The sequence below is a fragment of the Sedimenticola selenatireducens genome (assembly GCF_007625115.1).
Lineage (GTDB): Bacteria > Pseudomonadota > Gammaproteobacteria > Chromatiales > Chromatiaceae > Sedimenticola > Sedimenticola selenatireducens_A.
In genome coordinates this window covers 1-16,013 of the sequence record NZ_VMNH01000022.1, presented here as the reverse complement: position 1 = coordinate 16,013, position 16,013 = coordinate 1, and the positions used below count along the sequence as shown (strand labels likewise).

Sequence of the window (16,013 nt, the reverse complement as noted above, 5' to 3'; positions counted from 1 at the left end):
CATTAATACTCAGCGATCAGAGATCGTGACGGCCGCTATCTCGCCACTATCGGCGTAGATATAGGCCACGCCATCTTTGACGATAGGAGGAGTGGAGATCGCTGACTTGGCAATTCGAATACGCCCCATCAAGCGACCATCTTCACGGGATAACTGATGCAGATAACCTTCAAAATCACCCACCATTACCGTACCTGTCAGCTCAACGGGCGCGGTAAGTTTACGATATTGAAGTTTTTGGTTTTTCCAAAGCGCAGCGCCATTTCCCGGATCAACAGCCAATACATGGTCGGTATCATCCGACACGTAGAGTTGTGAAAAATCCGCACCCATACCCGCGTAGGATGAAAGCTTGCGGCGCCACAGGACGACACCGGTATCAATCGATATTGCGGCCATTTCGCCCTGGTAAGTCGTAACGTAGACCACGTCACCGACCACCAGAGGTTCACCGTCGATATCCACCATGCGCTCCAACTCTGAACGTCCGCTGGGAGCCGTTACGCTAATTTCCCAAAGCAGATCACCATTGGCCAGATTAAGCATAACCAGCTTTCCACTGGCAAAACCGCAGATGACCCGATTACCAATTATCACCGGCGAACTACTACCATGAAGCGTCAACACAGGGGTGGAACGATCATAGAGCCACTTTTGTGATCCAGTGGCCGCATCAATACCAAACAGCTTGCCATCAATCGTATGGACAACCACTACACCCTGAGCAGCCCGCGGTACTGACAGCACTTCACTGCTTACTCGGGCGCGCCATTTTTCTGAACCAGATGCCACATCCAACGCGACCACTTCACCATTACTGGTACCAATAAGAACCAAACCTTCTCCAGCACCAGGTCCACCCGATATCTCCAGGTCCGTATCTACTGACCAAACGGCCCTACCGGTTGAAGCATCCAGCACTCTGACCTCGCCTTTTCTGCTGGCGACATAAACCTTGCCATCGTTTACATAAGGCACCAGCTTGACCCGTTGCTCATCTGAACCACCGCTGACGGAGGCCGTCCAAAGCACACGGGTAGCCACAGCATTTTCAATCTCTACCAACTCGGCCGGTGGTTCTGAATTATCTTCATCAGCAAACCAGTCTATAGGGTTCATGGACGACATGGAGCCGCAACCACTCAACAGGAGCGCTAAAAATGGAACGGTGAAAAAACGCATCATAGGGCGATCCTCAGTATTATTCTGCTGCAGCCAAGTCATCTAGCTTCATCTGAACTAAAGCGTTATTACTCACCTTATATTCAATGGCTTCTTTATAGGACGTTTTGGCTGCAGTTTTATCACCGCGCTTGAGTGCTATGTCTCCACGTAACTCCGCAACATCACCCCGATAATTATCGACAGGCGCCTGAGCAATCAATGCAGCGGCCTCATCTACCTGCCCCTCATTCAGAATAATGCGCGCCTGTCTTAATCGCGCTATCTGTTGCAACGACGGATCATCGGCATTATCGATGACCCATTGCAACTGCCCCTTGGCACCGGTGATGTCACCCTGTTGATATTTCACCTTGGCCAGATTGAGTGCGGCAAAAACGGCATAAGCACTACTCTGATGTGATGCAATAATGTTCTCAGCCTGACCGACAGCCACTGGGGAATTGGCGGCCACGCTTTGTGTCAACTGCTCAAATTGCAGTGAAGCCTGCTCAGCCATTTCTTGTTGATATTGCGACCAGTACTGCCACCCAAAAACACCTCCCAGACCAATAATGATGCCTGCAGCGACTGATTTACCGTTCTCTTTCCACCACTTTTTGAGCGCTTCAACCTGCTCTTCTTCAGACAGATTCACATCGACCATCTCAACCTCTCCCACTGCCCAATAAGGGCTCTAAATTCAATCCTGAAAAACAGATACCTTTCAATTCTCTCAGAAAATGCTTTTCAGATAATCTGCCAAGTCATCGAGCGCTATTTGCTGCTGCTCAACATCTTCGCGTAAAAACTTGATTCCTATAACGCCCTGCGCCAATTCATCCTCGCCGAGTACCAGTGCTATTCGAGCACCACTTCGATCGGCTTTCTTGAACTGACTTTTGAAGCTACCCCCACCACAATGGGTTATTAATCTTAAACCTGGCACCGCTTTTCTCAATTGGTCTGCCAGGACAACACCCTGTTGCTGAGGGGTTTCACCCACCAATACAAGATAGGCATCCAGGTTCTGCAGATCTGGAGCGCCCTCTTCTTCAAGCAGGGCAATCAACCGCTCTACGCCCATAGCGAAGCCAATAGCCGGGGTAGGCTTCCCGCCTAACTGCTCAACCAAACCATCGTACCGGCCTCCTGCACAGACCGTTCCCTGCGCGCCCAGCTTGTCCGTCACCCACTCAAAAACAGTCCGCGCATAGTAGTCTAATCCGCGCACTAGACGTGGATTGATTACATAAGCCACACCCGCCGCATCAAGTCCCGAGCAAAGAGAATCAAAATGCGCCCTCGATTCTTCGCCTAGATGATCCATCAGTGAGGGTGCACTCTCAATTAACGCCCGCATGTCAGGATTCTTGGAATCCAGGATACGGAGCGGATTACTGTTAAGGCGACGCTGGCTATCTTCATCCAACTGTTCACTGTGAGCCGACAAATAAGCAACCAGCTGTTCACGGTAGACAGCCCGCTCCTCAGACGTTCCAAGCGTATTAATCTGCAACTCAAGCCCATCCAGATTTAACGCGTCCCAGAATCGATTGGTAAGCAGGATAATTTCTATATCGACATCAGGCCCTGCAAGACCATAGGCCTCTGCACCAATCTGATAAAATTGACGATACCGACCCTTCTGGGGACGCTCATGCCGAAACATGGGGCCGTAATACCAGATCCGTTGAACTTGATTATGGAAAAGGCCATTTTCAATCCCCGCCCGAACACAACTGGCCGTACACTCGGGTCGGAGTGTCAAACTATCCCCATTGCGATCATCAAATGTGTACATCTCTTTTTCAACGATATCGGTCACTTCACCAATAGATCGTTTAAAAAGCTCCGTTACCTCAACAACAGGGGTGCGTAGCTCCCGATAACCGTAGCTCTCAAGAACCGATTTTATTTTCTGCTCGAAGAAATGCCATAGTGGCGACTGATCCGGCAGGATATCGTGCATGCCACGGATGGCTTGTATATTTTTTGCCATTACTTTTTCAGTACTTAGGTTAATTCTTTGAATTTACTAATCGGACTCTTTTCTTCGAGCAAAGCTGAAAACTGTTCCACGTCGAGTCATTTGAAGACTTAAAATATCCGGCTACCTAGGATCGAGGGTAAGCCTCGCTACGTTTCCGCGAGTATAAGGCGCCAGGTCATAGGACTCCCCACTAACCGTGATCTTCACAGCCGCAGCATTTCCAAACACCATTTTATAGGGCGGTACACCACCCAATACGAAACGCTCACCCGCCGCCTTATTACCCACCGATCTAAAATCACCAGAGGCATCCCGGATATCCGTCCAGCACGCATCCGAGAAAAGCACCTCTACCTTATTAATAACTCCAGGTACTGGTGGTTCATCAGTGGTCTTTTCAGCAGCCGCCGACACAGCAACGGCAGGCGATTCGGTAGATTCAGTCACCTCGCGTTCAGTCTCAGCTACAGCAGGGGATTCAGGCTGAACAGAACGTGCGGCCTCCTCACTGATGGGTATCTCTGCCAGTTCAGGTGGCACCACGGTTTCTGCCTGACTACCCGGCTCGTTGGAAGCTGAGGTTTCTGAAAGGGGTGCATCCAGAATTTCAGGCTTGCCCAGCAAAGGGGGTAATGCCACCGAACCATTTATCTCACTGGGGAGTGTTTCACTCGACTGACCCTCATCGATTTGTTGCTCGTTAAGCGTACCGTTTGTCTCCAAACCCAAATCAATTGGCCATTGCAGGTAACCACGCCACCAGGTAACGACCAACGCAATAATGCCAATCACCAGCAGCCAAGTGATGAGGCGCACTACAGTATGGCTACTACGCACTTCATGCTTGATCTTGGCGGCCTTTAAATCCATTTTCTCTTCGCCTTGTGGGCGAAATTGCTGGAAGGCCTCGAGAATCGGCTCAGCCGGTGTATCCAGCAGACGGGCATAATTTTTCAGATAGCCCTGAACAAAGACTGTTCCCGGGAGCGCACTAAAATCATCTGCCTCTAACGCCTTAAGCAGCCCCACATTCAGATGCAGCAGACTGGCTATCCGATTGATATCCAGATCTTTCGCAATCCGGATATCCCGGAGCTGCTTTCCTGGGCCTTCAATTATCGGCATCGGTTCTTCATGTTTGTTGTCAGCGGCATTCATTATTTTTCAGAATCCCTCAGAAGGAGTACTTCTGCCGAGTCAGGAAAACGGTTTTTCAGCATCAGTGTATAGCTGGAGACCGCGTCTTGATTTCCCAGTATTCGTTCATTTTGTATACCTAACCAAAGCGATGCTGCATTGGGCTTGGCAATCTCCAGATAACGCTGAAGGTAAGCTCGAGATGACAGGTTCTCGCCAACCTCGAAACTGATCCGCGCCATCTGCATCAGCGCAGCAGAAAACTTTGGATTGTAATTTAATGCCTTGCGAAAATAGGCCTCTGCCTGCGTTAAATTCTTATTACGCTCAGAACAGATACCGGCATTTGTCAGGGCCACTTCGGGTGTTTTATACAGTGGGTTTTTGAGCGCTTTCTGGAAAGTATTGTCAGCCTCTTCATAACGCGTTTGCTGACATAAAAAGGTCGCATAGGCGTTCAGCACATAAGAATTTTTAGGATCTACTTTCAAGCTACGTTTGAAATGATCCTCGGCCAGCCCCTTCTCTCCCAGGCGATCATAGAGCAGGGCAATGACATTGTGGCCTTCTGCATTGTTCGGCTCTATCTCAAGACCTTGATTAGCTTTTTGTAAAGCTACATCAAGGTGCCCTTCACGCATATAGGCAATCGCCAATTTGACATAAACATCACCCGCGCCAGTGCGTGAGTTAACACCAAACTGTCCGGTATTATTTACCGTGTCCGTTGACATTGGATCAGTAGACGTAGAATCAGGTCGGACGCCTCCTTGCTGACAGCCCGCCACGAGAAAAAGCAACGACAATCCTAGAATAAATCTCAGACTCACGTTCAATGCACCCCTCCTGATTGTTTCAATTCGCGCCTACTCTTATCCTTTACGCGACCGACCAACTGACCACAGGCTGCATCGATATCCTCACCCCGCGTCTTACGCGTTGTCGTAACAATTCCGGCCTTGATCAAACGCTGCCGAAAAGCATCAATTCTCTCAGGTGAAGAGCATCGATAGTGAGTACCTGGAAACGGATTAAATGGAATAAGATTGACCTTGGATGGCGTTCCCTCAAGCAACTGAATTAACTGTTTGGCCTGTTTGTCACTGTCATTGATTCCGTCGAGCATGACGTACTCCCAGGTCACCTTGCGCCGCTTGTCACCGCGTAGGTATTCCCTGCAAGCAGGAATCAACATCTCTAATGGATATTTACGATTTATCGGAACCAGCTGATCACGCAATTCATTATTGGGCGCATGCAATGATACAGCTAGGCTCATTTCAGATACCGCAGTTAACTCCTTCAAAGCCGGTACAATACCGGAGGTACTTATAGTTACCCGATATTTTGAGAGCATATAGGCCAGATCATCCTGCATGATGTTCGTGGCAGTCACTACGGCATCAAAATTGGCCAGCGGTTCTCCCATCCCCATCAACACCACATTGGTCAGAGACTTACCCAACTGCCGCTCAGCCACCCAGACCTGACCAATAATCTCAGCCGCAGTAAGATTTCTATTAAAACCCTGCTGCGCTGTTGAACAGAAACTGCAGTCCAGTGCACAGCCAACTTGGGAGGAGATGCAAAGTGTGCTGCGATTCGGTTCCGGAATAAAAACGGATTCGATACGATTGTTACAGTCCAGCTCAAGCACCCATTTATGGGTTCCATCCAATGCCGGCTGCTCAAACACAATTTCGGGAACCCTGACTTCCGCGATCTGCTTAAGTTGTTCGCGCAATTTCTTGGAGAGGTCTGTCATCGCGTCGAAATCTGTGACGCCATGCTTATGAATCCACTTCAGGACATTTCGGCCATTAAAAGCTTTAGCACCGAGCCCTTCAAAAAAGGATTCCATTCCCTTCCGGTCAAACTCCAGTAGATTGGTCTTTCGCATCATGACCTGCATTACCTTACTCCAGGCATAGGGGCGTTAAGGTGGCCAACCCAAACCAGAGACAGGCCACCTCGCACAAATAATACCTTGCGAAGGATATTCAGGCGGGTCAAAACAACCTCAGCGCAATCTTTCGCAAACACCTTCCGGGAAGAAGAAATCGATCTCCACCTTGGCTGTCTCTGGCGCATCTGAACCATGAACGGCATTCTCATCAACGGTTTCAGCAAAATCCGCACGAATCGTTCCAGGAGCTGCATCTTTAGGGTTGGTTGCCCCCATTACTTCACGATTCTTGGCAATGGCATTCTCACCCTCAAGCACCTGAACCATAACGGGACCAGAAGTCATGAAATCGACCAGGTCATTATAAAATGGGCGTTCTTTATGCACGGCATAGAACTCGCCGGCCTGCTCACGAGACAACTGCAACATTTTTGAGGCAACAATTCTGAGACCCGCCTCTTCAAAACGACTGTATATCTTACCGATAACGTTTTTCGCTACTGCATCAGGTTTTACTATTGAAAATGTACGCTCGATCGCCATTAAAAACTCCAATTATTTCAAACAATAAGAAAACATGCCCAGCTCCAGAGCTACGCAAGAAACGTGTGCAGATTCTACTCATACATTCCAGATTAACGCCCTATTTCGAAGGTCAGGTTAAAGGATTGTCGGAAAAAGGCGGTAGCGCCCGAGAGAATCTGTTTTCTATTTACAAAACCAACGCTTAGTTTACCTTGCTGCAGGGGAAACAGGCAATTTATGATTCTTTAGCCAAGCCATTTATATCAATCCCGCAGACGGACCAAACAAAGTTCAGACATCACGCCGGGCACTCAATACATCCGGCAGTTGGGAAATTTTATCGATCAATCGACTCAGTTGACGCATACTCGAGATTTCTACCGTAAACCGCATATTAGCGCGATCCAACTTCCTATTAGACTGGGTATTTACACCCAGCACATCGACCTCTTCATTGGTAAGAATGGCCGATATATCCCTCAGCAACCCTTTTCTGTCTGTCGCCTCTATCCGAATATCCACAGGGTAGACGTTTGATGAGTCCTCCTCAGCCCAGGACACATCGATCAAACGCTGTTGATCATCACCCTTCAAGTGAGTGATCTTGCTACAGTCTGTGCGGTGAACCGTTACACCACGCCCGCGGGTGATAAACCCGATAATCCCATCATTGGGTACTGGCTTGCAGCAGCGAGCCATATGGGTCATCAAATCATCCACACCTTCAACGACCACCTCACTCTTATTACCTGTTTTTTTCTTACCTGCCTTACGGTGAGTAATCGAGACCACCTTGGTAGGCGGCTTATCAGGAATTGGGTGTGGAGCACCCATTCCAGCGACCTGTATCGGAGACACCTCACCCCGGCCTATTGCGGCCAGCAGATCATCTGTCTTTTTAAAGTTAAATCGCTTGGCAGCAATACTCAGATCAGGCTTTGGCATGCCGAGACGGCCGACCTCCCGATCGAGACTGATCTTCCCATCATGCAGGTGCTGCTCATAATCCTGGTGCTTAAACCACTGTCTGACTCGATTGCGTGCCCGACTGGTCTTCAGGTAACCCAGATGAGGGCTCAACCAGTCACGACTCGGCCCCCCCTCTTTTATTGTCAAAATCTCAACGAGCTGGCCACTTTCCAGCGGGTGTGTCAGTGTCGTGATCTTGCCATCAATCTTGGCGCCTCGGCAGCGATGTCCAACATCTGAGTGTATCGCATAGGCAAAATCAACGGCGGTTGCCCCTTTTTGTAACTCAACCACTTTCCCCTGTGGGGTCAGTACATAAACCTGCCGCGATTCAAATTCACTCTTCAGGTTATCAACAAAATCATCCGATCCGGCAGGATCATCCTTAACCTCAATCCAGTTACGCATGAGGGATACGCGCCGCTCAAACTCTGCATCGCCCTTTTTTCCACCCTCTTTGTAACGCCAGTGAGCGGCCACACCAAGCTCTGCGTGCTCATGCATATCGTGGGTACGTATCTGAATCTCGAGCGTCTTGTCTTCAGGCCCAATTACCGCCGTATGAATTGAACGGTACATATTCGCTTTCGGTGTAGCGATGTAATCATCAAACTCACCCGGTATATGACGCCACAATCCATGCACAACACCAACGGCAGCATAACAATCAGCCACAGAGTCAACCAGAACCCGCACCGCACGCAAATCGAAGATCTGCTCGAAAGGTACCGATTTACGCTTCATCTTTTTCCAGATGCTATAAATATGTTTCGGTCGACCAGTCACCTCAGCATTGATATGCAGTTCAGAGAACTTTGACTGGAGATCATCGATCACATCATCAATATAATCTTCTCTGTCCGCACGCCGACCATCCAGTTTGTGGGCGATCTCTTTGTAGGTTTCAGGTTCCAGGTAGCGAAGACACAGATCTTCGAGCTCCCACTTTATCTGCCAGATGCCCAGACGATTGGCCAGAGGCGCATAGATCTGTTGCGTCTCTCGGGCCTCACGAACCCGCATCGATTCGGGCAAAGACTTCAGAATGCGCATGATATGCAGACGTTCTGCAAGGACAATCAAAACCACGCGTATATCGTCGGCAATACTGAGCAGCATGCGGCGCAGGTTTTCCGTATGCTCCGCCTCTTTGTCGTGCTGGCTACTGCCTCTACCCCGAGAAACAAAGCCAATACGGGCCATGTCACTGACCATTCGCGAAACACTCTTTCCAAACAGTTTTTCAAGTCTGGAGAGATTAACTTGGTCACCCGGCAGAACATCATGAAGAATGGCTGCCGCTAATGTCTCCCAATCAAGATCCATGTCTGCCAGGATTTCAGCAACCGCCAGCGCGTGTCGCAGGGTCGTCTCCCCTGTTACTTCCACACCTTCACGGTGAATTTCAAAGGCGAGATCGCAGGCTTCGTGCAATTTCTCCATCTCAGCCGCACTTCGCTTGACCGAGAGTCCCGCCAACCAGACACGAATATCCCGCTCATCCAGAGCATCACTGTCGGGAAGGTTGGTCGTTACGCTAACCATCTGTATTCCTTGATGATATTAGTGGCAAATAACAACTGAATACGTGTATTTAATTCAGTGCTTCATCTTTTCTTATTATAGATACTGCATTCCAATATGGGTGCGTCCTCAGTTTTTTCTACCCTTGCAGGGGGAAAAATATCAACATGGCGCCCCAATGCCTTCATTTAAAAACGGGGGTATTATTCCGGAATTCCCATCTAATGCCAAACCAGAGCGAGTTATTGAAGAATACGGGTGGGTAAAGCAGATAAAAATCTCGATTAAAAAAGGGCACCAGCTTTAACTAGTGCCCTTGATATCACGAACCATAGAGAGAACCGATTAACGTACTGTCTCAGCCGTAATCACCCATGTGCCCTCTTCCAGGCGTAGTTCAAGTTGCTTATTAACAACATCTTGGAAATTGCTGGCACTATACCGCTGAATAAACTGTACACTGGCCACCATACCATCAACACGGACATCCAGGCTTTCAATCTCCAGCCTAATCCAGGCTGGCTTCGTAATCACCTGTTTTCTGCTAAGCTTCCAGGATTGAAGGGGCATGCCGTTTGAAGGGACAAAGTGAGATGAGTAGGCCGCAAAATAGCGATCCATATCCTGAGTTTCCCAGGCCTGCTTCCAACTAGCTATCTGTGCCTTTATGTCAGCAACGATCTTCTCATCAGTTTGTATCTGCTTATCGATCTGATCAACGGCTTCCTGATCAGCCAAAAATTCGCTTGCCAACACGGTCTGTGGCGCAAGATCAGCATAAGGCTTTAATGCTGCATCACCTTGCCCTTCTCCTGTAGGAACAGCCACACTCACCTGATTAAGCAACCTGCCCATACCTACCAGAATTCGGTACTCGGAATAGAGACTGTCCTTTTTAGCTTTAAGGTAGGCACGCTTTGCTTCAAATACTTCATTTTCAGTATTCAGCAAATCAATCAAGGTGCGTTTACCAATATTAAACTGCTTCGTATAGGCATCGCGGGTATTTTGACTAGAAACCAGATGTTGCTTCAAAGAGATTAACTGAGCCTGTGTTGCCTCGTAGGCAGTCCAGGACAATCTTAAACTCTCTACGACCTGACGGTAGGTTCTATTTCTTACTTCCTTGGCTTCATTAATCAAATGGGCCGTCTGTCTTTGGCGGGCACGATCCTTTCCGCCTGAAAAAAGATTGTAACGCATCCGCACCATGGCGGTGAGATCCTTATCAACCCCTGTCACACCATTCTGATCTTCACCCCAGGTACTTCCTACTTCGAGATCAAAACGCGGGTAAAAATTGTTTTCAGCCGCCTCTTTTTGGGCCAGCGTTGCACGGACATCGGCCTGTGCTGATAAGAGTGTTGGGTGTTCTTTAAGGGCGATCGCAACGGCGTCATCAAGGGTTTTGGGCAGCGTATTTTTAAGCGAGGGAACGGGCACAAGATCTCTAGGAAGGTCTCCAACAATGCTCAGATAGTTTGACTCAGCATCTTTCAAGTTGGCCAAATCAGAAAGCCTGCTAGCATCTGCAGAGGCACGTCTACCGCGCACCTGCTCCAGATCTGAACTGCGGCCAATACCCGCTTTGCTTCTGAGGTCAACCTGTTCAAAAATCCGCTTATGAGAATCCAGATTTTCAACAGAGAGTGCCGACAACTCCTGCAGCTGCAGAACGTCCAAATAGGCTTCAATTGTTTCGAGCGCTTTATTCTGGCTGACTCCTGCTACCCGATAACCCGCAGAAGACTGGCGAGCCAGATGCCTTTCCACTTCACTGTCAGTGGCATAACCATCAAACAGCATCTGCTGAAGATTGATAGCCGCCTCTTTTCGTGTCAGGTCACGACTATCATAACCAGCAGAGCGGGTTGAGTTGTTATCGCTTCGTTCATACCCATAGCCCGCAGTAATATCGACCTTTGGTAAATACCCCGCTTTAGCCTGTTCAACATCCTCTCCTCTGGAGAGCAGTTCATTGGTCTCTATACGTATATCAGGATTGGTATTCAATGCTTGCTGAATGGCCTGTTCAAGGGTTGTCGCAGTGCTATTCTGTACCGCCACACACGCAAGAAATCCAACAAGCCCCTTGAATATATTCTTATTCGTCATTGAATCTTTCCAAAACTTGATATTCGTCACAAAACAGTGACGAGAATTCTACCATCCAACTCTAAAAAAGAATACGTCGCAATTAAACCCAATTGTTAAACACTGCAAAGCACAAATTCCACACCTTTGCTCAACGATCGTGCGCTTCACCTTCCCCGGATTTTCTCTATAGAAAAAGCATTAGGGGCCGATCGCCGACCCCTGATACTTTTTCGGCACCTATTTACCGTTGATCGTTAGTAGCTAGACAATCGTGACGTTGACCGTATCCTCAATCAAGAGCGTAACCGTTGAACCACTGTCCTGGTATTCGGTGAATTGATGGCCATTCTGCGTCACAGTACTGCCCGTCGCTTGCCATTCGACACTTGACAATGAAACGGCATCTGAATTCTCCCCTAGTATTTCAAGCTGATTATTGCCATCCGTCATATCAATCACATCGTTGATACTCAGATTAATCAACTCATGATCACCATAGGAAAGATCAACTCTTTCAATGTTACTCAGATTATTAATACCACTAAAATCCAAATCATCATTGCTTGGGATAATCAGCGTATCAAACCCAACTCCCCCGTCAATCGGGCTACTGGAATCATAGAGAAGTATTTCATCATTCTCATGCACACCATCTGTCTGGTTGACCAGGAAAGTAGCTGAAGCTTGTGCGGTATCCCCATCAGCATCTGCGTAAAGTGCTCTGACGATTTCTTTAAAATCGTTCCCACCATTGTTATCAGCAGTCGCAAAATAATCATACTCGCCGGTATCCATATTTACCTGGAGCACTGAACCACGTGCAGTTGTGACGGTGAGTACACCATTAGAAACCTCTGGACTGGTTCTATCATAGGAGTCCGAACTCAACACAGCATCAGTATCGTAGTCTACATTATCAATTGTGACAGTGAGAACCTGTCCAGGCTGGTCGGAACCCGCAATAAACGAGTTTAAACCTGATCCGCTGACACTGATCTGTCCACTCTGAACTTGAGGTATGGTATCCAGGAGTTGGGAAACCAAAAGAGATTCATCAGGAATAATAATGGTATTTTCAGTACCATCCGGCTTCTCAGATGCCACCATATCCAAATATGTACTACTCACACCAGCACCAATACCTATGCTATAGACAGTATCATAGACCGTATCAGCCCAGCCTCTCCAAGTGGTTTCATAGTTAGTAATTTCTGTCTGATAGGTGGATGTGTTCGGGTTGCCGTCCGACATGAAATACGCGAAGCTTTGATCCGGTGTAAAGCCGACTGGTGGAGTATAATCAGCCACAAGTGATCTCAAAGGATCATCATAGTCAGTGGCACCACCAGGACCATAGTTATCAATATAGTCAGAAACATCTGTAGCATTGGTAAACCATGAGCTAACGCCGCCCACAGTATTCGCATCAAACATCACAACGTTGACACGCACCTGTCCTAACGAGTCATAGGTATTAACCAACTCCTCAACACCCCGCATCGCCAAGTCATATCGACTGATTGGGTCGCCATTCGCATCAAGAACAGTATCCCCCATGCTTCCCGACTTATCGAACACGATAGTCAGTATCGTATCAATAGGCTCTGGCCTAATAACCTGCGGAATGATTCCACCTGATACAGGGGAATCATCAACAATATTAATAGTTAACGCTGATGATGAACTGTCATTATTTCCATCAGTAACTACATAGGTAAATGACTCGATTGCGTTGGCATTCTCCGCTACAGTTCCATCATGTCCATAGGCACTGGTAAGGGTATAGATATATTCACCCGTATTGGTATTGACAGCCAACTGGCCGTAGGTGGTATTGATATAATTCATACCACTCACAAGATTGGTGTCGCCATTGATCGCCGTAATCCGTACACCACCATCATCTAAGCCAGTATCATTGGCAAAGAGATTACCTGTTGCAACTTCGGTATTTGCTGAAGACGCACTGCCTATGCCGTCGATCCCCGCCTCATTGACCGTGTTAGTATCAGAATTAGCAACTGGCGTACTACCGCTACCCGTGCTTTCCGTGACAACATTTAGCACAGCACTATCACTATCACCATCATTATCACTTAGTACATAATTAAACGAATCAGAGACTGGCATAGTCAGCGCAGTGTATTGAATATATTGCAACTCAGAGTCAGAACCGGAAGTTTGATCAAGAACAATATATTGAATCGGACCTGAACCAGTAACAGTTACATCATCATTAGTACCAAACTGAGAGCCACTACCGACCTCTTGACCTTTTGCATTGAAAGCATACCAAGTCACTTGATCACTATTGCCAAAGTCATTCATTCGCATAACCGCTGAATCTACTTGGCCACCAAGATCTATAACAAGTTGCTCTCCACTCGCATTAATCTTTGTATCCGAGATACCTGCGCGCCCACTGCTGACATTCACGTTTCCAGCATGAGTAGCATCTAACAGCGAAGCCTCCAACAAGACACTAGGGCCACTTGCATTAATTGGGGTTTCGCCACCGACAAAACCGTATAGCGCAACACCTGACCAGCCACCGTTATTTTGGCCGGCGCTGCCACTGCCTATCAAGTTTGAGGCGTAACTATAACTACCATCCTGTGAAATATTCAGAATGCCGTAGTCACCTTCCAGAGCCAGACTACTCCCAGAAAAGCTCTGCCCGCTAACGCTCGTAACCTGAACAGTAGAATCTTCTGTATTTAATGTATCGGCGCCATCCCCAGCGCCACCAGCACCGGTTATTACACTACCATTTGCAACGCCACCCATACCAAGCACATCATAATCATTCGCTGCAACAGGCGACGTATCAAGTACGGTTATGACAAGTGGCTGTACAGTTTGTGCCGTATCGCCATTAGCATTTTCTAGCGAAGTGGCTGTAACGGTTAAGGTATAGACCGTACTATCACCACCTGTGTCCGCAGTACCAGCAAATGTAAGGGAATCCAGATTCCAGGCTGAGACATCAACAGTGGTGTTTCCTGCGCTAGCAGTAAAGCTGTTAGTTCCATCCGATAGCGTTGCCCCTTCTGGTATGGCGGAAATCACAATACTTGAAAGAGTCTCAGAACTATCTACATCTACCAGCGCTGCATCTATGGATGTCAATTTAATAGGTGTTCCCTCGTACCCCTTATTGAGCTCGATCGGGAAATAACCACCATCAGAACCACTCGTTAACTCAAATTCAGAGTGTTGACCGTTATTGCTATCAACATCAGAAATGTCTGTGTATAAGTTAAAGTTAGTAGTATCCAGTGGTGTCGATGGCGCACCATTCAGAGAGACGTTTACCGACAGATCTCCTGGGCCACTATGATTATAGATATACATCTCCAGCGTGTAGTAACCTGTATCAGGTACAGTGAACACACCAGCAGTAGTAACTGTTCCACTACCATCACCCGTACTCGCAGTAGTGCCTGTCACGCTTGTATCATAGTTACCCCAAGCATCACCCGTGGTGCTAATCAAGGTATTGCCACCCAGTTCAATCAGTAACGCATCATCGTTATAACCAGAAAAAGAGATCGTTGATCCAGCTTCTAAATAAATCAGTCCCTTAGTTACTTCGACGCTGTATTGAGGGATATTATCTGGACCATTCCCACCGTCTCGATAAGGTTGTGTTTCTAATGTGGTAACACCACCTGTTAGTCCATCTGTATAGGCCTCTAGCGTATCACTCGCCATTAATGCGCCGCCGCCTACATTACTAAATACTGTTTTTGTTAAACCGATTCCACTGGGAATATTGATCAAGTCAATAAGATTACTTCCATCAGATGCCTGCGTGCCATTTACATCAAGCGTTGGTGCATCCGCCACTGGCGTAACATCGATAGCCATTATTGCAGGAGAGGTGCTCCAATTAATGCCATCACTCACGCTAAAATTAAACGATGCATAATCAGTTAATTGATCACCAGTGCCTGTTGCAGAGTAATCATTAGACCCTGATTCATGTTGATCAGGTATAAACGTGAACTCATTACTGGTTATCTGCGCAGCAGTTACAATTACATCACCCGCATCAAGCATCAGTTGTGTTATTTCAGAGCCGTTTAAGTAAAGTTTTCCATCATTAGGAATGGAATCAATTCTTACGGTCTGTAATGAATCTCCCGAATCAGCATCGGTAAAGTTGAAATCAGCAATATTGAATGTATAAGTTGTATCTTCCTGTAGAGTAACTGCACCGCTGATTGAAGCAGGTGCATTATCATTATCAACGATCTGCGTAGTCTTGCTACCCGTACCGATGATCAGATTCTCAAAACCACCGCCGGGTATTGCCGGCAGGCTGATCGCTACGCTGTAGTTCTCGCCAGACTCTGAGATCGTATCATCGAAAGTACCTACGTCGAACGTAGCACTGGTGCTACCGGCGGCAATTGTCACACTCGCGGGCACGCTGGTGATATCACCCGATACCGTGTCGATGTGAGTCAGCGTCACCGTCAACGTTACGTCACTTGCTGGCGCCCTGTCGAGCGTCACGGTGTACGTCGCATTGTTGCCTTCAGGTACTGTATCAGGACCGGTAATCGATACTGTTGCAGTGTCTTCCGCACCCGGAGGATTATCCGAACCCGTCTGATCCAGGATGGTCGTGGTGACACTGCTTGTGCCAATGACCAGGTTCTCATAACCACCACCGGAGGTGCTGGCGATGCTCGC

The 16,013-nt window shown here is 47.9% G+C and carries 11 protein-coding genes; 1 reads left to right on the top strand and 10 read right to left on the bottom strand.

What is annotated here, in order from left to right; genetic code table 11:
- Positions 1–9: 9 nt before the first annotated feature.
- From bamB to FHP88_RS19190, 10 genes are all read right to left on the bottom strand, one after another.
- Complete coding sequence (gene bamB, locus FHP88_RS14300) at positions 10–1,185, bottom strand: outer membrane protein assembly factor BamB (RefSeq protein ID WP_186297738.1); 1,176 nt, start codon at positions 1,183–1,185, stop codon at positions 10–12.
- Between the two features lie 16 nt (positions 1,186–1,201).
- On the bottom strand, positions 1,202–1,828 hold the full coding sequence (locus tag FHP88_RS14295) for a YfgM family protein (RefSeq protein WP_144359773.1): 627 nt from the start codon (positions 1,826–1,828) through the stop codon (positions 1,202–1,204).
- A 69-nt stretch (positions 1,829–1,897) separates the two neighbouring features.
- A complete protein-coding gene (gene hisS, locus FHP88_RS14290; protein WP_144359772.1) occupies positions 1,898–3,163 on the bottom strand; it encodes a histidine--tRNA ligase in 1,266 nt (421 codons plus the stop codon).
- Positions 3,164–3,274: 111 nt separating this feature from the next.
- Entirely contained in the window at positions 3,275–4,312 is a 1,038-nt protein-coding gene (locus FHP88_RS14285) for a RodZ domain-containing protein (RefSeq protein ID WP_144359771.1), read from the bottom strand.
- Positions 4,312–5,121 carry a type IV pilus biogenesis/stability protein PilW gene (gene pilW, locus FHP88_RS14280; RefSeq protein ID WP_186297737.1) on the bottom strand — a complete coding sequence of 270 codons (810 nt, stop codon included), beginning with the start codon at positions 5,119–5,121 and terminating at the stop codon, positions 4,312–4,314. Before pilW ends, FHP88_RS14285 begins: the two co-directional genes overlap by 1 nt.
- Before the next feature lie 2 nt (positions 5,122–5,123).
- On the bottom strand, positions 5,124–6,203 hold the full coding sequence (rlmN, locus tag FHP88_RS14275; RefSeq protein WP_420493005.1) for a 23S rRNA (adenine(2503)-C(2))-methyltransferase RlmN: 1,080 nt from the start codon (positions 6,201–6,203) through the stop codon (positions 5,124–5,126).
- 108 nt (positions 6,204–6,311) lie between these two features.
- On the bottom strand, positions 6,312–6,740 hold the full coding sequence (gene ndk, locus FHP88_RS14270) for a nucleoside-diphosphate kinase (RefSeq protein WP_144359769.1): 429 nt from the start codon (positions 6,738–6,740) through the stop codon (positions 6,312–6,314).
- 273 nt (positions 6,741–7,013) lie between these two features.
- The gene (gene relA / locus FHP88_RS14265; RefSeq protein WP_144359768.1) at positions 7,014–9,236 is read right to left on the bottom strand and encodes a GTP diphosphokinase; all 2,223 of its coding nucleotides are present in this window, start codon (positions 9,234–9,236) and stop codon (positions 7,014–7,016) included.
- Positions 9,237–9,560: 324 nt separating this feature from the next.
- Positions 9,561–11,330, bottom strand: a complete 1,770-nt coding sequence (locus tag FHP88_RS14260) for a TolC family outer membrane protein (protein ID WP_144359767.1) — start codon at positions 11,328–11,330, stop codon at positions 9,561–9,563.
- 243 nt (positions 11,331–11,573) lie between these two features.
- The gene (locus tag FHP88_RS19190; RefSeq protein WP_313957295.1) at positions 11,574–15,881 is read right to left on the bottom strand and encodes a beta strand repeat-containing protein; all 4,308 of its coding nucleotides are present in this window, start codon (positions 15,879–15,881) and stop codon (positions 11,574–11,576) included.
- Between FHP88_RS19190 and FHP88_RS19290 the strand changes: the two genes are divergently transcribed.
- The coding region (locus FHP88_RS19290; RefSeq protein ID WP_222106673.1) for a hypothetical protein at positions 15,777–16,013 on the top strand (237 nt) is incomplete at its 3' end. The two genes, FHP88_RS19190 and FHP88_RS19290, sit on opposite strands and share 105 nt — an antisense overlap.